This is a genomic window from Hydrogenophaga sp. GW101-3F08, from assembly GCF_059424585.1.
In genome coordinates, this window is the sequence record NZ_JBWKZP010000014.1 from 36,706 (window position 1) to 57,500 (window position 20,795).

At 69.8% G+C, this 20,795-nt stretch carries 18 protein-coding genes (1 of these 18 running past the window's edge); 5 read left to right on the top strand and 13 right to left on the bottom strand.

Annotation, left to right across the window (positions count from 1 at the left end; genetic code table 11):
- Window positions 1-497: 497 nt before the first annotated feature.
- The gene (locus AC07YZ_RS24115) at window positions 498-707 is read left to right on the top strand and encodes a DUF4287 domain-containing protein (protein WP_226490150.1); all 210 of its coding nucleotides are present in this window, start codon (window positions 498-500) and stop codon (window positions 705-707) included.
- Between the two features lie 24 nt (window positions 708-731).
- On the opposite strand, the gene AC07YZ_RS24120 is transcribed toward AC07YZ_RS24115, so the two are convergent.
- Window positions 732-2,936, bottom strand: a complete 2,205-nt coding sequence (locus AC07YZ_RS24120; protein ID WP_494796626.1) for a protein-disulfide reductase DsbD family protein — start codon at window positions 2,934-2,936, stop codon at window positions 732-734.
- Between the two features lie 290 nt (window positions 2,937-3,226).
- Here AC07YZ_RS24120 and AC07YZ_RS24125 point away from each other — a divergent pair, with 290 nt between their 5' ends.
- Complete coding sequence (locus AC07YZ_RS24125) at window positions 3,227-4,450, top strand: class I SAM-dependent methyltransferase (protein ID WP_494796627.1); 1,224 nt, start codon at window positions 3,227-3,229, stop codon at window positions 4,448-4,450.
- A gap of 102 nt (window positions 4,451-4,552) precedes the next feature.
- Here AC07YZ_RS24125 and AC07YZ_RS24130 read toward each other — a convergent pair whose 3' ends face one another.
- Window positions 4,553-5,296 (bottom strand): alanyl-tRNA editing protein, encoded by a 744-nt coding sequence (locus tag AC07YZ_RS24130; protein ID WP_494796628.1) that lies wholly within the window; start codon window positions 5,294-5,296, stop codon window positions 4,553-4,555.
- An 82-nt stretch (window positions 5,297-5,378) separates the two neighbouring features.
- On the opposite strand from AC07YZ_RS24130, the gene AC07YZ_RS24135 reads away from it, so the two are divergent.
- A complete protein-coding gene (locus AC07YZ_RS24135; RefSeq protein WP_494796629.1) occupies window positions 5,379-6,212 on the top strand; it encodes a creatininase family protein in 834 nt (277 codons plus the stop codon).
- Here the strand turns inward: AC07YZ_RS24135 and AC07YZ_RS24140 are convergent, their stop codons facing one another.
- On the bottom strand, window positions 6,213-6,899 hold the full coding sequence (locus tag AC07YZ_RS24140) for a histidine phosphatase family protein (protein WP_494796630.1): 687 nt from the start codon (window positions 6,897-6,899) through the stop codon (window positions 6,213-6,215). It abuts the gene before it with no gap.
- A 155-nt stretch (window positions 6,900-7,054) separates the two neighbouring features.
- Here AC07YZ_RS24140 and AC07YZ_RS24145 point away from each other — a divergent pair, with 155 nt between their 5' ends.
- Window positions 7,055-9,418: a hybrid sensor histidine kinase/response regulator gene (locus tag AC07YZ_RS24145; protein WP_226490144.1), complete on the top strand. Its 2,364-nt coding sequence runs from the start codon at window positions 7,055-7,057 to the stop codon at window positions 9,416-9,418.
- A gap of 99 nt (window positions 9,419-9,517) precedes the next feature.
- Here the strand turns inward: AC07YZ_RS24145 and AC07YZ_RS24150 are convergent, their stop codons facing one another.
- The 8 genes from AC07YZ_RS24150 to AC07YZ_RS24185 form a co-directional block, all read right to left on the bottom strand.
- A complete protein-coding gene (locus AC07YZ_RS24150) occupies window positions 9,518-10,489 on the bottom strand; it encodes a threonine dehydratase (protein ID WP_494796631.1) in 972 nt (323 codons plus the stop codon).
- Window positions 10,490-10,505: 16 nt separating this feature from the next.
- Window positions 10,506-11,201: a VOC family protein gene (locus AC07YZ_RS24155; RefSeq protein WP_494796632.1), complete on the bottom strand. Its 696-nt coding sequence runs from the start codon at window positions 11,199-11,201 to the stop codon at window positions 10,506-10,508.
- The gene (locus AC07YZ_RS24160; protein ID WP_494796633.1) at window positions 11,198-12,103 is read right to left on the bottom strand and encodes a PhzF family phenazine biosynthesis protein; all 906 of its coding nucleotides are present in this window, start codon (window positions 12,101-12,103) and stop codon (window positions 11,198-11,200) included. Before AC07YZ_RS24160 ends, AC07YZ_RS24155 begins: the two co-directional genes overlap by 4 nt.
- Before the next feature lie 15 nt (window positions 12,104-12,118).
- Window positions 12,119-12,736: a glutathione S-transferase family protein gene (locus tag AC07YZ_RS24165; RefSeq protein WP_226490140.1), complete on the bottom strand. Its 618-nt coding sequence runs from the start codon at window positions 12,734-12,736 to the stop codon at window positions 12,119-12,121.
- A gap of 5 nt (window positions 12,737-12,741) precedes the next feature.
- The gene (locus AC07YZ_RS24170; RefSeq protein WP_226490139.1) at window positions 12,742-13,953 is read right to left on the bottom strand and encodes an aminotransferase-like domain-containing protein; all 1,212 of its coding nucleotides are present in this window, start codon (window positions 13,951-13,953) and stop codon (window positions 12,742-12,744) included.
- 28 nt (window positions 13,954-13,981) lie between these two features.
- Window positions 13,982-14,311 (bottom strand): DHCW motif cupin fold protein, encoded by a 330-nt coding sequence (locus tag AC07YZ_RS24175; RefSeq protein WP_226490138.1) that lies wholly within the window; start codon window positions 14,309-14,311, stop codon window positions 13,982-13,984.
- Window positions 14,312-14,417: 106 nt separating this feature from the next.
- Window positions 14,418-15,332: a DMT family transporter gene (locus tag AC07YZ_RS24180; RefSeq protein WP_226490137.1), complete on the bottom strand. Its 915-nt coding sequence runs from the start codon at window positions 15,330-15,332 to the stop codon at window positions 14,418-14,420.
- A complete protein-coding gene (locus tag AC07YZ_RS24185) occupies window positions 15,329-15,967 on the bottom strand; it encodes a LysE family translocator (protein WP_226490136.1) in 639 nt (212 codons plus the stop codon). The genes AC07YZ_RS24180 and AC07YZ_RS24185 overlap by 4 nt, the downstream gene beginning before the upstream one ends.
- Window positions 15,968-16,124: 157 nt before the next feature.
- Between AC07YZ_RS24185 and AC07YZ_RS24190 the strand changes: the two genes are divergently transcribed.
- Window positions 16,125-17,594 carry an aminotransferase-like domain-containing protein gene (locus AC07YZ_RS24190; protein ID WP_226490135.1) on the top strand — a complete coding sequence of 490 codons (1,470 nt, stop codon included), beginning with the start codon at window positions 16,125-16,127 and terminating at the stop codon, window positions 17,592-17,594.
- Here AC07YZ_RS24190 and AC07YZ_RS24195 read toward each other — a convergent pair.
- Complete coding sequence (locus AC07YZ_RS24195) at window positions 17,569-19,749, bottom strand: ATP-binding protein (RefSeq protein ID WP_494796634.1); 2,181 nt, start codon at window positions 19,747-19,749, stop codon at window positions 17,569-17,571. The genes AC07YZ_RS24190 and AC07YZ_RS24195 overlap by 26 nt on opposite strands.
- A gap of 37 nt (window positions 19,750-19,786) precedes the next feature.
- Window positions 19,787-20,795, bottom strand: partial view of a ribosomal protection-like ABC-F family protein gene (gene abc-f / locus AC07YZ_RS24200; RefSeq protein ID WP_494796635.1) — the 3' portion only. The gene runs 887 nt beyond the window's last position; the window shows 1,009 of its 1,896 coding nt (coding positions 888-1,896); its start codon lies off the right edge, out of view; its stop codon occupies window positions 19,787-19,789.

Below are 20,795 nucleotides of genomic sequence, written 5' to 3' on the forward strand. Positions count from 1 at the left end.
TCAACTGCTTTTTCAGTATAGACGGACTTGTTGCACAAGTTGGAGATGGTTACAACTCCGGGCGCAGCCATGTGTCGCATCCCGGATCATTGAATGGGCCCCTGTGGAACCAGTTATTGGTTGCACGACCAGCGGCACCCGTTGGTGAATACTCTTCTGGAGGCAATTGATTTCACCAACGCTGGCACGCTCGACGAAAACACCCGAGGCCTGACCCTTTGCCCATCTGAACCGAGGTGCGGATGCGCAATGGGTCGATTGCCCGATGGGAGCTCCCACTCCCCCATGCAAATGCCATCGTGAACATGCCACACGGGCCTGATCTCCAAGACCCGTCGTGGCACTTCGATGCCGTCGCTCCGTCTGTCGAAATCCAGCCCCCACGTTCGTCGTTGTGATGGAGCCAGTCAGCCCATGTCGCCTGCTGCCCATGGCGTGTGGGTGCATCTAGACTGCGCGCCCCGTTTGCCTCGCAACAACGACCGAAAGGAGCCTCCATGGCAACGCAAGAAGTGGTGAAAGGTCCCGCATCCTACTTTCCATCCATCGAGAAGACGTATGGCAAACCCATCGCCCACTGGATGCAGGTACTGGCGCAGGCCGGCCCGCTCAAGCACATGGAGTTGGTGAGCCTCCTCAAGACCGAGCACCAGCTGGGTCACGGCCACGCCAACGCGCTGGTCGCCTGGTTCTTGGCCAGGAAGTGAACGCGGGCCGGGCTGGTTCGGGGATTACAAACCCGCGAGCGCGGCGCGAACCTCTCCCACGCTCAGCACTTCGGACAACACGGTGCTCGGCTGCCCGTTCTGGTGGATCGCGTACACCGGCACGCCGTTGCGGCCCAGGCTGGCCAGGGCGGCGGTGACGGCGGGGTCGCGGCGGGTCCAGTCGGCGCGCAGCAGGGCCACGTTTTTCGTGGCCATGTCGCCGAGCACCTCGGCGTTGGCCAGGGTGGTGCGCTTGTTGTACTGGCAGGTCACGCACCAGGCGGCGGTGAAGTCGACGAACACCGGCCGGCCCTCGGCCAGCAGCGTGGCCTGGCGCTCGGGGCTCCAGGGCTGCCAGTTCAGGCCGTCCACCGTGGTGGCCACCGCGGCGCCGGGGCTGGCGTCCTGCAGGCGCGTCACGTTGGGGCCGACCGCCCAGCCCAGCCAGAGCAGGCCGGCGAGCGAGAGGCCGGCCAGCACGGCGCGGCTCTTGCCGCGCAGGCCGAGCGCCCACACCAGCAGCGCCAGCACCACCAGCAGCATGAGCAGGGCGGCGGCGCCGTCGATGCCGCTCTGTTGACCCAGCACCCAGATCAGCCAGACCACGGTGCCGAACATGGGGAAGGCCATGCCCCGCCGGAAGGTGTCCATCCAGGCGCCGGGGCGCGGCAGTGCGCGTGCGATGGCGGGCCACCAGCTCGCGGCCAGGTAGGGCAGGGCCATGCCCAGGCCGAGCGCGCCGAACACGGCCAGCGCCTGCACGGCGGGCAGGCCGATGGCCAGGCCGAGCGAGGCGCCCATGAAGGGCGCGGTGCAGGGCGAGGCGATGGCGGTGGCGAGCACGCCGGTGAGGAAGGCGTCGGCCGTGGGGTTTTTGGCCTGCAAGTGGGCCACGCGGCTGGGCAGCACGCTGCCGATTTCGAACAGGCCGGCCAGGTTCAGGCCGATCAGGGTGAACAGCACGGCGAGCCCGGCCACCACGCCGGGGCTCTGCAGCTGGAAGCCCCAGCCGAGTTGTTCGCCCGCGGCGCGCAGGCCGAGCAGCAGGCCGCCCAGCGCCAGGAACGACAGCACCACCCCGGCGGTGTAGGCCAGGCCGTGGGCGCGGTGGGCGGTGCGGTCGTCGGCGTGTTTCGCGAACGCCAATACCTTGATGGCCAGCACCGGGAACACGCAGGGCATGAGGTTGAGGATCATGCCGCCCAGGAGCGCGCCGATCAGCGCGGCCCAGAGGGTGATGGGGGTGCCGCTGGCGGGCGGCGGGGCGCTGGCCGCGCGGGCGGCGTTGGCGTTGAGCGCGGCCTGCAGGGCGTCGGGCACGGCCACGGGCAGGGCTGCGACGGCCGGCCAGGCGCCTTGCACCGGCACGTCGAGCCGCACGCCGGCGCTGCCCGCGCCCGAGCCGGGCGGGTTGGCCTGGGCCACCACCAGGGGCACCCGGGCCGGGCTCTCGCTGCGCTGTGGTGAAAGCGGCAGGCGCGCGCTCCAGCGCTCGCCGTCCCAGGCCTGGGTCCAGGCCGAGCCGGGTTCGATCAGGCCGGCGGTTTCGGGGAAAAACTCCAGGGTCTGGCCCCGCCAGGCCGCGGGCAGGCCGCTGAGCGACACCTTCAGGAAGCCGGCGTCGGGCTGCAGGGCGCTGTCGGCGGGGGGCTGGTCTTTGGGGGCGGCGGCGAAGGCGGCGTCAAACACGCTGCCGTGCAGGCCGGTCGACCCTTGCACCGGGATGCGCAGCGTGAAACGGCCTTCTTCGGGAATGCACTCCTTGCGGCAGACCAGCCAGGCGGCATAGAGCTGCACTTCCAGGTGGTTGCCGTTGAAGCCGGGGTCGATGGTCAGCGGCACCGGCAGCAGCACCGTGCCGTCGTAGCCGTAGTTGGCCAGTGGGCCGAGCGGGAACTTGCGCGGCGTGGGCCAGGCGATGCCGCCCGCCGTCACGCCCGGGGGCAGGGTCCATTCGAACTGGGTCGGCAGGCCCGAGTCGCCCGAGTTTTTCCAGTAGGTGTGCCACTCGGGGGTGTGGCTGAGCTGCAGCCCGACCCAGACGGTTTTGCCCGGGCCCGCGCCGTCGGGGGCGTGGGCCAGCAGTTCGGCGCGCACCTGGTCGGTCTGCACCACCGTCTGGACGGGGGCGCCCGAGAGCAGACCTTGGGCCTGCGCCGCCAGCGGCAGGCACAGCGCCCACAGCAGGAGCAGCGTCAGGCGGAGGGTGGCCGCGACGGCCGATGGCATGGGTTTCGGGAGCATTCGAGGGAGCGGGTGAGGGTGGGTGGCCCTGGCGGGCCGGCGGTGCCGGTGAAGTATGAGGGCGCGGCTGCGTTCAAGTTCCGCACCACAACGCGTTCACAGGGCGCATGATTCGCTCAAATATAAGGTAACACTGTTGTTGGGGGCGGGCGGTGGCGTGGCCGCTCCTGGCCGGCGCCGCGGCGGGGGCATTTCCGTGACAGGGTTCACAGAAAGGGCGGCTTTCGGTAAAAACGGGTTCGGCGCATGGTTTGGACTGGCATGGAGGTGCGTGCATGGGATCGATCGTGGAGCGAGCGCTGCTGCCCTGGGCGCAGCGGGTGAAGACACGGGCCAACCTGCCGGTGCGTCTGCGCTGGGGCGAGGCCGGGAGCTCGGCGCTGGCGCTGGGCGACTTCGTGGAACCCCGGGTGGAGATCCTCGTGCGCGACTCATCGGCCCTGCCGCTGCTGATCGACCCCGGCCTGGACACGCTGGGCCAGGCCTATGTGGAGGGCCTGATCGACGTGAACGGGCCCTTGTCCGAAATCCTGGCGGTGGCGCACCGGCTGGCCGAAACGGCCGAGCCGGAAAAAGGCCTGCTCGGGCGCATCCGCCGGCGCTTTGGCCACACGCGCGAGAGCGACGCCGAGGCCATCCAGTACCACTACGACGTGTCCAACGAGTTCTACGCCCAGTGGCTGGGCCCGGGCATGGTGTATTCGTGCGCCTATTTCGAGAACGGCGACGAAACGCTGGACGAGGCGCAGGTGAAGAAGATCGACCACATCCTCACCAAGATCCGCCTGCAGCCGGGCCAGCGCCTGCTCGACATCGGCTGCGGCTGGGGCGCGCTGGTGCTGCGCGCGGCGCAGCGGTTTGGTGCGCAGTGCGTGGGCGTGACGCTGTCGAAAAATCAGTTTGAGCTGGCGCGCGAGCGGGTGCGCGCCGCCGGCCTGGAGGACCGCATCGACATCCGGCTGCAGGACTACCGCGACGTGGGCGACGGTCCCTTTGATCGCATCACCAGCGTGGGCATGTTCGAGCACGTGGGGCTGGACAATCTGGCGGCGTACTTCGGCCACATCCGCGCGCTGCTCAAGCCCGACGGCTGGGCCATGAACCACGGCATCACCAGCACCGACGCGATGGACGGCGAAACGCGCCACGGCGGTGGCCGCTTCATCGACCGCTATGTGTTCCCGCGCGGGGAGCTGCCCCACGTCAGCACGGTGCTGCGCACGCTGCAGGAAGGCGGGCTGGAAGCCTTCGACGTGGAAAACCTGCGGCGCCACTACATGCGCACCACCGAGCTCTGGACCGAGGCCTTCGAGGCCAACACCGAGCGCATCAAGCCGCTGGTGGACGAGCGGCGCTGGCGCATCTGGCGTATCTACCTGGCGGGTTGCGCCTGGGCGTTTGACCACGACGAGGTGGCGCTCTACCAGGTGTTGTGCCGCCCGGCCGGGCAGAGCGCACAGGCGCTGCCCTGGTCGCGGGGGTGGATGTATCAGGAATAAGGAGTAGCCCCCACGCTCCGCCGCTGCGCGGGTCGCTGCCCCCCAGGGGGGCTGATCCGCCTTGGGGCGGCCCGGCGGCGGATCGGCCTTTCTCCGGAAAGATCAGTCAGCGAACCCCAGTATTACGCGGCGCGTGGTGGCGCTCTTTTTCTCGATCTTCGTGACCACGACCCGGCCGATCTCGGCCGTGTTGGCCACGTGGGTGCCGCCGCAGGGCTGCAGGTCGATCAGATCGGTGTGGCCGATGCGCACCGTGCGCACGCTGCCGCTGCCGCGAGGGGGCGAGACGCTCATGCTCTTGACCAGCGCGGGGTTGGCATCGAGCTCTTCCTCGGTGATGGCGCCGATGGCCACCGGGTGGGCCGCGGCCACGAGGGCCTCAATGCCGGCGGTGAGCACGTCCTTGTCCAGCGGGTCGGTCATGTGGAAGTCGAGGCGGGCGTAGTCCGGCGTGATGGAGCAGCCGTTCACCGGCACCGGCACGAGATGGCACAGCAGGTGGGTGCTGGTGTGAAAGCGCATGAGCCGGTGGCGGCGCGCCCAGTCGATGTGGGCGGTGACCGGGCTGCCCACGGTGGCCGCCGCGAGGGCCGCCGCCTGGCCGGGCGCCGGCACGTGCACGATGTCGGCCGTGGGCCGGCCTTCGGCGTCTTTGCCCTTGCGGGTGTCGACGATGGCGATGGCGCTGCCATCGGCCAGCCGCAGTTCGCCGGCGTCGCCGGCCTGCCCGCCGCCCGGCGGGTAGAACACGCTGCGGTCGAGCACGATGCCGTGTTCGCTGACGGCCGTGATGGTGGCGCCGCAGTGCTGCAGGTAAGCGTCCTGGCGAAAGAGATCCTGGGTCATGTGATCCATCTTACCGAGCGCTTCGCGCCGGCCCCGGTCCACCCGCCCCAAAGAAGGCGCGGACCGCCGTAAGATGCCCCCCATGAAAGCCCAAGCCCGCCACTGGTCCGACCTGAGCACCGCCGACTTCGCTTCGCTCGACAAGGCGCGCGCCATCGCCGTGCTCCCGGTGGCCGCGACCGAGCAGCACGGCCCACACCTGCCGCTGTCGGTGGACACCGACATCGTCAACGGTGTGATCGCCGCCGCGCTGCCGCACCTCGCCCCCCATCTGCCGGCGCTGTTCCTGCCCACCCAGGCGGTGGGTTTTTCGCCGGAGCACACACGTTTCCCCGGCACCCTCACGCTTAAGGCCGAAACCGTGCTGCGCGTGTGGACCGAGATCGGCGAGTGCGTGGCCGCCAGCGGGGTGAAAAAGCTGGTGCTGTTCAACGCCCACGGTGGCCAGGTGGGCGCGATGGACTTGGTGGCGCGCGACCTGCGCGCGCGGCTGGGCATGCTGGTCTACAGCGTGAGCTGGTTCAACCTGCCGCTGACCGACACGCAGGGCCAGGACCTGAACGCGCTCTTCAGCGCCGAAGAGCACCGCTTCGGCGTGCACGCCGGCGAGATCGAAACGTCGCTGATGCTGGCGCTTGCGCCCGGGCGGGTGCGCATGGACCAGGCCGGCTACTTCCGCTCCAGCTCGCAGGACCGCGCCCAGCGCTTCCCTATCCTGGGCAACGGCCGCAGCGCCAAGCTCGGCTGGATGATGCAGGACTACAACGCCAGCGGCGCGGTGGGCAACGCGGGCGCCGCCAGCGCCGACAAGGGCCGCGCGGTGCTCGATGCGGCAGGGCGCGCGCTGGCGCACCTGCTGGGCGAAATCGACCGCCTGCCGCCGGACACGCTCACCGAGCGCACGGCGTTTGATTGATCAGGCGTACGTCATCCAGTCTGCGTACGCGCTGCCGTCCAGGTGCGGCAAGGTGTTGTAGGTCAGCAGGGTGTGGCGCTTCGGGCTGAACTGGAACTCGGTCACGGCGCTGTTGCGGATGCGCATGTTCAGCTCGATCGTGCCCTCGGGGCTCAGGCCCAGCACATGGCCCACGGCCGTGGCGATCGGCCCGCCGCTGGAGACGATCAGCACCTTCTGGCCGTGGTGGTGCGTGCGCACATGGTCGAGCGCGCTGGTGACACCGTGCACGAAATCGCCGTAGCTGGGCATGCCCTGCGGGCTCACGGTGCCCGCCATCCACTGCGCCAGGCCGTCGCGCAGCAGCCGGAAATGGGCGCGATAACCCTCGGGCGAGTGCGGGTCGCCCAGCACCGTGTCCCCGCCGCGGGGCAACACGGCGCGGATCACCGCCTCGCTGTCGTATTCGTTCAGACCGGGCCAGGCCAGCGCCTGGGCGTCGCCCAGCCCGGCCCCTTCGGCGATGCCGGCCCAGGTCTGCGCGTGGCGCCGCAGCGTGCCGGTGAGCACCGCGTCAAAGCGCAGGCCGCGCTCGGCCCAGTACTGGCCCAGCCGCTGGCTCTGCCGCTGGCCGAGCGCGCTGAGCCGGTCGTAGTCGTCGGCGCCAAACGAGGCCTGGCCATGGCGCACAAGGTAGAGGGTTCCCATGGCGGCATTCTGGTGGAGGCCGGGGCACGGGCTTTGTCCCGGCAGCGACTGCCGCCATCCCGGACCGGAATCGCGCTGGAAAAGCAGGGCAGATCCGGCGTTTGGCCGGGGGGTCCTGTGCTTCAATGGGAGCACGAGAAACCCGCCCACCCTCCATGCAACTTGATCTGCTGACCATCCTGGCACTTCGGCTTTGCGTCGATGGGCTGGCAACCGCCGCATTTTTCGCCCAGTCGCGCCGCCACCCCTCCGTGGGCGGCCCGGGCTGGTGGACGGTCTCCGGGCTGTTGGCGGGTCTGGGTTCGGTGGGGCTGGGGTTGCGCCCCGACGGGCCCGAGCTGCTCACCTTCGGTGTGGCCAACACCGCGTTCGTCGCCAGCGCGGCGTTCTTGTGGATCGGGCTCCGCAGTTACCTGGGGCAACCCTACGCGCTGCGGCCGGTGCTGGCGGCGCTGCTGGCCGTGTTCGTGGGCAATGTGCTGCTGACCTCGGTCTGGGACTCGATGGCGGCGCGCCAGACCCTGTTTTCCGTGGCGGGGGTCGTGATCGCCGGCGTGGCCCTGCACGACATCCGCCGCTTCGACCCCATTCACCGCATCCTGGAACTGCAGGTGTTGCGCTGGGTCACCTGGTTCAAGCTCGTGGCGCTGATCGGGCTGGCGGTGAGCGTCTGGTTCCTGCCGGTCAGCGCCACCGGCGAACGCACCAGCCCGGCGGTGCCCGTGCTCTTGCTGGCCACCATGATCGACGTGCTGCTGCGCCTGGTGATCTTCAGTTCGCTGGTCACGCTGCGCCTGCAGCAGCAGGGGGACCGGGCGCGGCAGGTGCTGCAGACCCGCGAGGCCGACTCGCGCGCGCTGATCGAAAACCTGAGCGCCGGCGTGATGGTGTTCCGGCCCGACCAGACGCTGGCCAGTGTCAACAGCGCGGCACGGCGCTTCCTGGGCTGGAGCGAGTGCGATGCCCGTTCGGCGATGCCCGAACCGCTGGCGCCCGACTGGCGCCTGCTGCGCGAAGACGGGCGACCGATGCCGCGCCACGAGGTCCCGTTTGAACGCGTGCTCGCCACCGGGCAACCCGTGGCCGACGTGATCATGGGCATGCAGTCGGGCGACGGCGCGCAGACCCAGTGGGCGCTGTGCAACGCCTACCCCGAAAACGACGCCATCGGCGGCCTGCGGCACGTGATGTTCACCTTCGTGGACATCACCTCGCTGCGCCAGGCGCAGTGGCAACAGCAGGCGCTCGAACAGCAACTGGCCCAGTCGCAGAAGATGGAAGCGCTGGGCACGCTCGCCGGGGGCGTGGCGCACGATTTCAACAACATCCTGGCCGCCATCCTGGGCAACGCCGACCTGGCGCGCCAGGACCTGCCGCCGGGCGCGCCGGCGCGCGAGAGCCTGCACGAGATCAGCGCCGCGGCCCGCCGGGGCCGTGAGCTGGTGCGCCAGGTGCTGGCCTTCAGCCGCCAGCAGCCGATGCAGCGCAAACCGGTCTGCGTGGGCGACATCCTGGCCGAGTCCTGCAGCCTGCTGCGGGCGGCCACGCCCTCGCAGGTGCAGCTGGTGCAGTGCTTCGCCACCGGCACGCCGGACATCCAGGCCGACCCGACCCAGATCGGGCAGGTGCTGCTCAACCTGGGGACCAACGCGGTGCACGCCTTGAAGGGCCAACCCGGGCGCATCGAGTTCCGGGTCGACACCGTGCCCCCGGGCGACCCCAACCTGCCCGCCGAGCTGGCGCGCAGCAGCGCGATCAGCGGCGTGGGCGCCGTGCGCGTCATGGTGACGGACGACGGCTGTGGCATGGATGCGGCCACGCGCAACCGCATCTTCGAACCTTTCTTCACCACCAAGGCGGTGGGCAGCGGCACCGGGCTGGGGCTGCCGGTGGTGCTGGGCATCGTGCAGGCCCACGGCGGCGCGATCCAGGTGGACAGCGTGCCCGGCCAAGGCACCACCTTCATGCTGTATTTTCCGGCCGCACCGCACACCGAGCCGGCCCCGAAAACCCCCCTGGCCGCGAACGGCGGAGCGGGTCTGGATGGCGGCACAATGGCGCCAGAACACCGTGACGACAGCGAGCCGCCCTTACCAACTTCAGTGGAGACCCCCGCCATGGCCGACGACCTCATCACAGCCCAGCGCCACATCCTGTACCTGGATGACGACGACACGCTGGTGTTTCTGGTGCGCCGGCTGCTGGAGCGACGCGGCTACAAGGTGACCACCTTCACCGACCAGAAGCAGGCGATCGACGCGGTGCGCAACGAGCCCGCCGCCTTCGACCTCTTGATGACCGACTACAACATGCCCGGCATGTCGGGGCTGGACGTGGCCCGCTCGGTGCTGGCGCTCAGCCCGAACCTGCCGGTGGCCGTGGCCTCGGGCTACATCACCGACGAACTGCAGGCCGAGGCGGTGGCCGCCGGTGTGCGCGAGGTGGTGTTCAAGACCGACGCGGTCGAGGCGTTCTGCGAGGTGGTGGCACGGTTGGTGTCCCCCCCGCGCCCCGCCTAAGGGCGGGTCACCCCCCCGGGGGGGCAACGCGAGCGGCCTGGCAAAGCCAGTTCCGCCGCGTTCCCGGTTCGGACCTTTCGCGCCGGAGGGTCCCGGTCTTCAGTTGGTGCTGGCCAGAACCTTGGCGAACATGGCGCTGTCCACATTGCCTCCGCTCAGGCTGACGCCCACGTTCAGGCCCTGGAGGGTTTGTTTTTCCTGCCACGCGGCCGCGAAGGCTGCGGCGCCGGCGCCTTCGGCCAGGTTGTGCGTGTCGGCGAACAGCGTGCGCATGGCGGCGGCCACTTCGTCGTCCGTCACCCGCACGATGTGGTCCAGGTGTGGCGCCAGCACGGCCAGGGCCTCGGGGTCGGCCACGCGGCAGGCCATGCCGTCGGCCAGTTCGGTGGTCACGGGGGCTTCGACCACACGACCCGCGGCGATGGAGTCCGCATAGGTGGTGGCGTGCGCGCTGACCACGCCGACGATGCGCGCGCCGTGCCCCAGCGCCCGCCGGGCGGCGATGGCCGAACACGCGCCCGAACCCTGGCCGATGGGCACGTAGACCACGTCGAGCCGCGGCACGGCCTTGAAGAACTCCCACCAGTAGGTGCTCACGCCGCGCAGCAGGTCCTTGTGGAAGCTCGGCACCATGTGCGCACCGCGTTCGGTGGCCAGCCGCATGGCGTGTTCGCGGCTTTCCTGGAAGTCGGCGCCGTGTTCGATCAGGTTCACACCCAGGGCGCGCATGGCCGCGTTCTTTTCCAGCGAGTTGCCGTGCGGCACCACGATGCTGCAGGCCACGCCGTGCGCGCGCGCCGCCCAGCCGATGCTCTGGCCGTGGTTGCCGCGCGTGGCGCTGATCACTTCGCGGGGCATTTCGCCGCGCTGTTTCAGCCGATCGAAATAGGTCAGGCCGCCACGGATCTTGAACGCGCCCACCGGGGTGTGGTTCTCGTGTTTGACCCAGCAGTCCGCGCCCAGGCGCTGGCTCAGCGTGGCCCAGCGGTACTGCGGGGTGGCCGGGAATTCGCGGTACACCACCTGGGCGGCGGCTTCGATGTCGGCAAGGGTGGGCAGGGTGTGGGGCATGGTTTGAGCGGGGAAGTCAGGGGATCGAGCACGGTGTGCGCGGACCCAGGGGTGTGTTGAGCCGTGCGCTGAGCGCGGCCGGGCCCGGCGCCACGGCCACGCCGTCCAGGCCGATCGCGGCCAAGGCCTGCTGCAACCGGGCCGCTTCGGGGTGGGAGAGGGTGAGGGCCTGCAGCGTCAGGCCGCTGTGTGGCATGGACGCGGCCGGGTGCGTGTCGCCCCACTGGATCAGCGTGGGCAAGGCACCGTCGAACAGGCGCTGGCCGTCCTCGCGCACGGTGATGCGCCATTGCAGCAGGCCCTGCGGCGTGGGGCGCGAGGCGCCGATCACCGGGCCACGCTGGATGCCGAGCGCCAGCAGGCGGGCGTGGGCCGCTTCGATGTCGGGCACGCTGGCGACCCAGTGCACCAGCTGCGGCCCGTGTTGCGCCAGCCGGTGTTGCAGGGCCGGGTCGTCCAGGTCGAACCAGCGCGCGTGCCCGGCCGGGCGCGTGGGCGTGGCCCGCGGGTTGATCGCGATGATCTCCAGGTAGGCGCGTGGCGCGCTCGCGCAGGCCAGCCGCAGCAGGCGGTTGTGCGTGCCGTAGAGCGGGTGCTCTCCGCCCGGCCCGGGCGTCACGCCCAGCGTGGCCTCGCACCAGGCCACGCCGTCGTCCAGCGTGCGCGCGGCCACCACCAGGTGGTCGATCTGGGCGCCCGGGATCACGCTCACAGCGTCACGCGCCCGTCGATGCAGGTGACGGATGCGCCACCGACCCAGATGCTGCCGCTGGCGTCGCGCTCGATGTGCACGCGGCCCTCGCGTGCCATCGCCGTGCCTTGCGCGGCCACGTAGCGTTCGGGCGCCAGGCCGGCGCCGATCAGCCACTGCGCGAGCGCGGCGTTCAGGCTGCCGGTGACCGGGTCCTCGGCCAGGCCCTGGTTGCCGGGGAAGAAGGCGCGCACTTCGTACGCGGTGTCGCTGCCCGCCGGGTGGGGCCCGACCACGCCGATGTCCAGCCCCGCCAGCACCGCGCCATCGGGCTTGAGCGCCAGCACTTGCTCGGCGCTCTGCAGCATCACGCCGCGCCAGTTGGGCCCGTTGTCGCACCAGGCGTGGGCCGTGATGTCGCTGCGCGCCACGCCCAGGCCGCGCGCGATGAGTTGCACATCGGCTTCATCCAACGGACCGCTCTTGATCAGCGGTGGCGCAGCGAACGCGAGCAGGGCCTCGCCCCCACGCTGCGCCGCTTCGCGGGTCGCTGCTCCTCGAGGGAGCGCGCTTTCACCCCGGCGAAGCTTCACCAGGCCCACGCCGCATTCCTGCACCACGTGTTCGGAGCGTGGCACGCCGCCCGCCTCCAGCCAGGCGTGGCAGCTGCCCAGCGTGGGGTGGCCGGCGAACGGCAGTTCCCGGCCCGGGCAGAAGATGCGCACGCGGTAGTCCGCGCCGGCGGCCGCGCCCTCGGGGGTGGGTGGCAGCAGGAAGCTGCATTCCGAGAGGTTGGTCCAGTTCGTGAAATGCTGCATCTCGGCGGCCGACAGGCCGGTGCCATCGAGCACCACGCCCAGCGGGTTGCCGCGGTAGGGGGTGGTGGTGAACACGTCCACCTGTTTGAACGGGCGTTGCTGCATGGGGGGGCTCCAGGGTCAGGACAAAGGCTGGTCGAGCACGCCTCGGCTGCCCGGGTGGGCCAGCCACTGCGCGTACCAGCGTTGAAGGTGCGGCCAGGCCGGGCGCGGCTGCGGCAGGCCCCACCAGCGGTGCACTTCGCAGGCGATGGGGATGTCGGCCATGGTGAGCGCGTCGCCCGCCATGAAGGCGTGGCGGGCGAGGTGGTCGTCGAGTTGCTGGAACAGCGGTTCGGTGGCGGCCACCGAGGCGGCGATCACCTTCGGGTCGCGTTGGGCGTCCGGCGTGCGTATCCACTGCTTGAAGCCGGGGCTGCCCGCCGGGTTGAGCGTGGTCTGCTGCCAGTCCATCCAGCGCTCGGCGTTGAAGCGCTGCCGCAGGTCCAGCGGGTACAGGGCCGAACCTTCGCGGCAACACAGGTAGCGCACGATCACGTTCGACTCCCAGAGCGTGAAGTCGCCGTCCTGCAGCAGCGGTACCAGGCCGTTGGGGTTGCGGGCACGGTAGTCCGGCGTGTTCACGACGCCAAAGCTCAGGCCCGCGTCGATGCGCTCGAATTCCAGCCCCAGCACCTGCGCGCACAGCACCACCTTGCGCACGTTGATCGAACTCAGGCGGCCCCAGATGCGCAGCATGGTGCTCAGCCCGGTTGCTGTTGTTCCCGGATCGCCTGGGCCAGCGCGGCAACGCCGATGTGGATCTGCTCCACGCTGGCGGTGACGAACGACAGGCGCAGCGCGCGCGGGTCCGGTTCGCTCGCGTAGAACGCGGCGCCGGGCACGAAGGCCACGCCCTTGTCCACCGCCTTGGGCAGCAGTTCCACCGCGTTCATGCCCTCGGGCAGGCGCACCCAGAGGAACATGCCGCCGTCGGGTGAGTTCCACTGCACGTTCAGGCCGGCCATCTCGGTTTTCAGTGCGTCGAGCATCGCGGCGCACTGGCGCTTGTAGAGCGCGCGGATGGTGGGCACGTGGCGCTCCAGGAAACCGTCTTTCAGCACCTCGGCCACCATGCGCTGGTTGAAGCTGGGGCTGTGCAGATCGGCCGCCTGCTTGGCCTGCAGGAGCTTCGGCATGATGGCCTTGGGTGCGACCACATAACCGAGCCGCAGGCCGGGTGCCAGCACCTTGGAGAACGAGCCCAGGTAGATGCAGCCTTCGGGGTTGCGCGCGGTCAGCGGCAGGGGCGGCGGCTGGTCGAACCAGAGGTCGCCGTAGGGGTTGTCTTCCACCAGCGGCAGGCCGATGGCCGCCGCACGCTCCACCAGCGCCTGGCGCCGCGCCTCGCTCATGCTGCGGCCGGTGGGGTTCTGGAAATTGGGCAGCACGTAGAGGAAGCGGGCGCGCTCGGCGCCGCGGCCGGCTTTGCGTTCGAGGTCGTCCACGTCCACCCCCTCGGCGTCGCTGGCCACGCTCTCCACCTCGGGCTCCATCGGGGCGAAGGCCTGCAGCGCGCCCAGGTAGGTCGGCGTCTCCACCAGCACGCGGCTGCCGGCGTCGATCAGCACCTTGGCCACCAGGTCCAGGCCCTGCTGGCTGCCGGTGGTGATGAGCACCTGCGCCGGGTCCACGTCCCAGGGCAACTGGGCCGCGATCAATTCGCGCAGTGGCGCATAGCCTTCGCTGGCCGCGTATTGCAGGGCGGCGCGCCCGTCGGTGCCCAGCACCTGGGCGCAGGCCGCGGCAAAGGCGTCCACCGGGAAGGTCTTGGGCGAAGGCAGGCCGCCCGCGAAGCTGATGATGCCGGGCTTCTCGGTGACCTTGAGGATTTCGCGGATCACCGAGGGGTTCATGCGCTCGGCGCGGCGCGCGAGGGTCCAGGGGTTGGCCATGGGCAGATCGTTGGGTTTCATGTGCATCTCCGGTCGTTCAGTCGTTCAGTCAATCAACAATGAAAAGGGTGGCGCCCTGCGGCGCGGTGGATCGGTGCGGCTCGGCGTTGTCGGCCACCTGGTAGCTCATGCCGGGTGTCAGCGTGAAGCGGCGGCCGTCTTTCAGCTCGGTGTGCAGCTCGCCGCTCAGGCACAGCAGGATGTGGCCCTTGGTGCACCAGTGGTCCGAGACGTAGCCGGGGGTGTATTCGACCATGCGCACGCGCACGTCGCCCAGCTGCAGGGTGCGCCAGTAGGCCTGGCCGGCCTGGGCGCTTTTCTCTTCGCGCGGCAGGGAACGCCAGTCGGTGGTGCCAAAAGGGATGTGGTGCAGCTGCATGTTCAGTCCTTCACGGAAACGTAGGCCCCGATCGCCACCGGCAACCCGTGCAGGGCCATGTCGGCGCGCAGCACCGGACGGTGTGGCTCCAGGTATGGCGTGGGGGTCATGCGGGAACCTTCTGGTGCACGGGCATCTTTTTCCCGGCGTAGACGGTGGCGATCACCGCCAGGGCGAAGGCCAGCGTCACCCCGTCCAGCCGCTCGCCGACCAGCGGCACGGCAAACAGCAGGCTCAGGAACGGCTGCACCAGCTGGATCTGGCTCACGCGCACCGCGCCGAGCGCCAGCGCGCGGTACCAGGCAAAGAAACCGATCCACATGGAGAACAGCGCCACATAGACGAAGCCCCACCAGCTGATGGCCGCAATGGCCGAGACGTCGGCCGGCGCAAACAACCAGGCCATCGGAAGGGTGAGCGGCAGGCTGCACATGAGCACCCAGCAGATCACCTGCTCGGCGCCCAGCCGCGGCGTGAGGCGCGCGCCGCCGATGTAGCCGAAGGCGCCCGTGGTCATGGCGATGACGAGGTAGATGTTGGCCGCGCCCAGGTAGAGGCCGCCCGCGCGCCACACCATGTAGGCCAGCACCAGGCCGCTGCCCAGCACCGCGCAGGCCCAGAAACCGTTGGAGGGGCGCTGGCGGAACCACAGCGCGCCCAGCACCGCGGTGGACAGGGGCAGCAGCGCCGTGACCACCGCGCCATGGGTGCTGGGCACGTGCCGCAGCGCCAGTGCCAGAAACAGCGGAAAGCCCACGATCACGCCAAACGCGGTCACGCCCACCAGCGGCCACTCGGCTTTCCGGGGCACCTTGAGCTGCCCTCGGGTGTGTTGCCACAGCAGATAGAGCATGGACAACACCCCGGCCACCGCCGCGCGCCCGAAGGTGACGAACCAGGGCGAGAGCTGTGGCGCCTCGGCGCTGCCCACGGCCAGCCGCGTCATCGGCAGCGTGGCGGCAAACAGGGTGATGCCCACCAGGCCCCAGAGCAGGGCTTCTTTTTCCTTGGCGGCGGTCATGGGGTGCCTCCTTGTTGCGTTCCCACCATCAGCATCCACAGGGCCGTGGCCACCAGCACCAGGGCCAGCACGCGGTTGAACCACAGCAGGCGCCGGCCCTGCGCCAACCACTGGCGCAGCAGCGAGCCCACCAGGGCGTAGAGGAAATTGCTGCTGAAGGCGAATCCCACCATCACCCCGCAGATGATGGCCAGGCGTTGCCCCGGGTTGTCCGAGGGCTGCCCGGCCGCGTTGACGACCCAGCCCGCGGTGAGCGTGAGCGCCAGCATCCAGGCCTTGATGTTGAGGAACTGCAGGCCCACGCCCTGCCAGAAACCCACGTTCAGGCGCGACGCGTCCACCTGGGACAGCTGCCCCGCGCCCGCCAGCTTCCAGGCCAGCCACAGCATGTAGACCACGCCAAACAGCGTGACGCCCCAGCGCAGCGCGGGCACGCCGGTGATCAGCGCGCCCAGCCCCAGGCCGGTGGCCAGCATCAGCAGGGTCCAGCCCGCGGGCACCGCCAGGCAAAAGCGCATGGCGCGCCGCAGGCCCAGGTTGGCCGCCAGCGCCGTGGACAGCGTCGTGTTCGGCCCCGGCGAAAAACTCATCGCGGTGCAAAACAGCAGCAGGGCGGTCAGCTCGGAGGCGCTCATGGGGCGGGGTGGGGCGGTGGTTCGGTCGGTCTTGTCAATCGATGGGGTTCAATGTAATCTTTCAAATCAATACACGACCAATACAGTTAACCAGTGCAGTTGATGAACTGTATGGTTTGCCGTGGCAGTACAGACACCCCCCCAAGGATGCGCGCCCATGTTGATGAAGTCTTCCACGCAATCCCTGACCGAGCAGTTGGCGACGCGTTTCGCCGAGCGCATCCGTAACCGGCTGATGGCGCCCGGCGCGCGCCTGCCCTCGGTGCGCCAGTGCGCGCTGCAGCACGATGTGAGTCCGTCCACCGTGGTGGCCGCCTACGACCAGTTGCTGGCGCAGGGGCTGGTGGAGGCGCGCAAGAACCGCGGCTTCTTTGTGCGGGAACTGACGCCGGAGCGCGCGGACCACGCCACGCAGGCGGCGGGCGAGCCCGGGCCGCCGGGCGCCGCGGCGGCCCACTGGAACACCGCCCACTGGATGGCCATGCGCGGCCCCGGGCGCGACGCGCCACCGGTCAACGCCACCGCGCTGATCCGCGGCATGTTCCACAAGATCAGCAACAAGCCCCAGCCGGGCATGGGCGTGTTTCCACCCGATTGGCTCGAATCGACCTTCATGCCGGCGGCCGTGCGCAAGGTCACGGGCACGCGCGCGCTGCAGGACTTTTCCCTGCAGTACGGCGAGCCGCTGGGTGACGGCGGGCTGCGCCGCGTGCTGGCCAAGAAGCTGGCCTCGCTGAACGTGCACACCGCGCCCGAGCACATCATCACCACCGTGGGCGCCACCCACGCGCTGGACATCGTCAGCCGCACGCTGCTGCGCGCGGGCGATCCGGTGATGGTGGAGGAGCCGGGCTGGGCGGTGGAGTTCGCACGGCTCTCGGCGCTGGGCATGCACATCCTGCCCGTGCCGCGCCGTGCCGACGGCCCCGACCTGGAGGTGATGGCGAAGTACTGCGAGGCGCACAAGCCCAAGCTCTATGTGAGCGTGAGCGTATTCCACAACCCCACTGGCTATTGCCTCTCGCCCGGCAGCGCGCACCGCGTGCTGCAGCTGGCCAACCAGCACGACTTCCACATCGTCGAGGACGACACCTACAGCCACATCGCGCCCGAACACGCCACGCGCCTGAGCGCGCTGGACGGGTTGCAGCGCACGATCTACGTCAGCGGTTTCGCCAAGATCCTGGCGCCCAACTGGCGCATCGGCTTCCTGGCCGCGCCGCCCGCCCTGGTGGAGTCCTTGCTGGACACCAAGCTGCTGGCCACCTTGACCACGCCGGCCCTGCTGGAGAAGGCCCTGGCGCTGTGCATCGAGCAGGGGCAGCTGCGGCGCCATGCCGAGCGCATCCGCACCCGGCTGGATGCGGCGCGGGCGCGCAGCGTGAAGCTGGCGCTGGCGGCGGGTTGCCGTTTCGCGGCCGAGCCCACGGGCCTGTTTGGCTGGGTGGACACCGGCGTGGACACCGACGTGCTGGCGCAGCGCATGCTCGACGAGGGCTATCTGCTCGCGCCCGGCGCGTTGTTCCACGCCGCGCGCGCACCCAGCACGCTCATGCGCATCAATTTCGCGACCACGCAGGACGCGGCCTTCTGGCGCGTCTTCAGTCGCCTGGTGGCGCAGCGCTGAGCAGGTCGGACAGGGCGGTGTCGATGCGCTGGGCCTCGGCCTGCATCAGCGGCAACACACGGCCAAACAGCGGCCAGTCGCGCGAGCGCGCCGCCAGTTCCAGTCCCTTGGCCAGGCGCGCGCCGCGCTCGGCGGTCATGCTGCCCAGCGAGCCTTTGAGCCCGTGGGCGTGGGCCACCGCTAGGTCGGCGTTGCGGGCCTGAAGCGCCAGTTGCAGCTGTTGCAGGCGTTCGCCGAGGTCGCTGCGCATGGCCAGCGCCAGCTGGCGCAGGGTGGTGTCGTCGCCGTCGAGCCGGCGGCGCAGCGCGTCGAGATCAAGCGGCCCCGCTGGCGCGGTACCGGTGGCGCCGGTCTGATCGGGCGCCAGCTCCACCGCCTCGCGCCAGTCGCTGAACACGCCCGAGACACGCATCAGCACCTCGTCCATGGTGCGGATCAGGGTCTGCGGGCTCACCGGCTTGGAGATATAGCCGTCCATGCCCGCGGCCAGGCAGGCCTCGCGGTCGCCCGGCATGGCGTTGGCCGTCACCGCCACGATGGGGGTGCGGCGGATGCGCCGGCCGATTTCGAGATCGCGGATGCGCTGGGCGGCCTGCAGACCGTTGGTGCCCGGCATCTGCACATCCATCAGCACCAGATCCACGCCGCCCTGTTCCCACCGTGCCACGGCCTGTTCCCCGTCGCGCGCCAGTCGCACGGTACAGCCCAGGCGCGTGAGCAACTGCTGCATCAGCAGCTCGTTGACCGGGTGGTCCTCGGCCACCAGCACGCACAGGCCGGCAAAACGCCGCCCGGCTTGGGCCACTTCACTCAGTTCCATCGGCGCGCTGTGTGGCCCCGCATCCGCGGCGTTGTCGCCCATGGGCAGCGTCACGGTGAAACAGCTGCCCTGGCCCAGCTCGCTCACCAGTTCGATGCCGCCGCCCATCAGCTTGACCAACTGCGAACAGATGGCCAGACCGAGCCCGCTGCCCCCGTGGCGGCGTGCGGTGGAGGCGTCGGCCTGGGTGAATGCGTCAAAAATGCTGGCCTGGTGCTTGCGGGCAATGCCCACGCCGCTGTCCTGCACCTGCAGCCGCAGGCGTTGCGGCGCCGTCGCACTGGCTGCGAGCACACGCGCCGTGATCACGATGCGCCCACCGCGCGGCGTGAACTTCAGCGCGTTGGACAGCAGGTTGCCCAGCACCTGGCGCAACCGCCCGGGGTCGCCCTGCATGCGCTCGGGCAGGTCGGGTGCCAGCAACAGGCTCCAGCCCAGCGACTTGGCCTGTGCCTGTTCGCCATAGAGAGCGCTCACTTCCTGCAAGGTGTCGCGCAGCATGAAGTGCACGTTTTCCATGGGCAGCTTGCCGGCTTCGATGCGCGAAAGGTCCAGCACATCGTTGAGCAGGTCCAGCAGGGCGTGGGCCGACTTGTCCATCAGGTCGAGCCAGCTTTTCTGTTCAAGGTTGAGCGGGGAGTCGATCAGCAGGCGGGTCAGACCGATCAGGGCGTTGAGCGGGGTGCGCACCTCGTGGCTGATGTTGGCCAGGAACTCGCTCTTGGCCCGGCTGGCCTGCTCGGCCAGCTCGCGAGCGCGCACGCCCGCTTCTTCCACCCGCTTGCGCTCGCCAATGTCCGCGTGGGTACCCATGAGGCGCAGCGGTCGCCCCGTGGCGTCCCGCTCCGTGACCATGCCGTGGCTCTCGATCCAGAGCCATTTCCCGTCGGCGGTGCGCACGCGGTACTGCACCACGCCACGCTGCCGCCGCCCGGTCCGCAGTTTGCGCGCGGCGGTCTGCACCAGGCCCCGGTCGTCCGGGTGCACGCGTTCAAGCAGGGCGGTGGTGTCCCAGTAGCCGTCCATGGCGACGTCGCCCAGCATCTCGCCCCAGCGCGCCGTCAGGTACACCTGGGGCGAACGGAGCTGCCAGTCCCACAAGGCCAGGCCGGCCGCGTCCACGGCCAGCTGCAGTCGGTATTGGGTGGCGTCCAGCGCTTCTTCGGCCAGCAGGCGGCTGTTGGACTCCCAGTGCACCGAGCTGCGCAACTGGTCCAGTTCGTGGTTTTGCCGCTCCAGCTCGGCCAACAACTGCTGGGTGCGCTCTCGCTCAGCGCGCAACTCCTGGAGCGCGCGCTGCAGATCCTGAGCAATGCGAGGGGGCGTCGTTGGCATGAGAGACGGGCTGCGTGCGGTCCTTGCACGAAAGGCGTCAGCTGCCGCCGAGCGCCTCCCAGCGTTCCAGAGCCTGCAGCCACTCCGCCTCGATATCGGCATGCCGGGCGCCAAGTTGAGCGGCGCGTGTGGCGTCGGTGGCAAAAAGCTGGCCATCGGCGAGGAGGCGGTCAATCTCGGCCTGTTCGGCTTCGAGCGCGGCGATGCGCGCGGGCAGCGCATCGAATTCACGCTGCTCCTTGTAGCTCAGCTTCGGTTTGGCCGTGGCGCTGGGCGTTTTGGCGGGCGCGGGCGTTGCAGGAGGCGCGGACGTGGCGGCCGCGGGCGTGCGATCGCGCTGCAAGGCTTCGGCACGGGCCGATTGGGTCAGCCAGTCCTGCACGTCGCCCACGTATTCGCGCCAGCGCCCTTCGCCCTCGGACACCAGCGTGCTGGTGACCACGTTGTCGAGAAAGCGCCGGTCGTGGCTGACCAGGAACACCGTGCCCTCGTACTGCTGCAGCAGGTCCTCCAGCAGCTCCAGGGTGTCGATGTCGAGGTCGTTGGTCGGTTCGTCGAGCACCAGCACGTTGGCCGGGCGCGCGAACAGGCGGGCCAACAGCAACCGATTGCGTTCGCCACCCGAGAGCGTGCGCACCGGCGCGTTGGCCCGCGCCGGGGAAAACAGGAAGTCGCTCAGATAGCTCTTGACGTGGGTGCGCTTGTTGCCGATCTCGATCCACTCGCTGCCCGGGCTGATGAAGTCCTCCAGCGTGGCGTCCAGGTCGATCTGGTCGCGCATCTGGTCAAAGTACGCCACGGTCTGCTTGCTGCCCTGGCGCACGGTGCCGCTGTCGGGCGCCAGTTCACCCAGGATGATCTTGAGCAGGGTGGTCTTGCCTGCGCCATTGGGCCCGATCAGGCCGATCTTGTCGCCGCGCAGGATGGTGGCCGTGAAATCACGGATCACCGTTCGTTGTCCGCCATCCGCGCCGGGGAAGGATTTGCTGATGCGGTCGAGTTCGGCGACGATCTTGCCGCTGGCGTTGCCGCTGGCCACCTCCAGC